The following is a 573-nucleotide window of genomic DNA, read 5'->3' as shown; positions in this document are numbered from 1 at the left end:
TCTTATGGAAAGGCTTGTTACCATCGTAATCACGAACTTCTACGATTGAAGGATCGGTAGCGCTCTTAGTCGCGTGGAGTAAGTACTTACCAAGATTGTTTTCGTCGTTATCGACAATGATGGTGTAGCCTGTGTCGCCCCACTTAATCTCTTCTAGTGCATCAAACAGAGTCTGTGTGGCTTGGTCTACTGGCAAACCGATAAATGACAAGCCAGATACGTTACCGTTAGCGTCTTTGATTGGCGCGTAATAGGTAATGTAGCGTTCGCCATATAGTTTGATTTGCGCGTAGTAAGGTTTTCCGCTCTTTAAGAGTTGGTAACCAGGATGGTTGCGTCCAAGAGTCGTGCCTACTGCACGCTTACCTTGCGGATCTTTTAATGATGTTGAAACGCGAATGAAGTCATCACCAAGTGGTGCAAATAACGTTGCGATTGCTCCGGTATCACGTGTGAAGCTGTCGACCAGCTTTGTGTCGTTAATCAAACTTTCGCTGTATTGCGTGATATTTGGTACTTCATGGCCCATGAAGTCTACCGTGTAGTTTTCTACATAAACGCCTGCAAGGTAAC

1 protein-coding gene is annotated in these 573 nt (G+C 45.2%); it reads right to left on the bottom strand.

What is annotated here, in order from left to right; all coding sequences use genetic code 11:
* Positions 1-573 (bottom strand): Cache 3/Cache 2 fusion domain-containing protein (locus tag R7Q48_RS29600; RefSeq protein WP_318133942.1); only part of this gene is annotated, 573 nt, incomplete at both ends.

It is taken from the genome of Vibrio sp. 378, from assembly GCF_033339435.1.
Note: the sequence above shows the minus strand (reverse complement) of the source record. Positions and strands in the feature narration are given on the sequence as shown.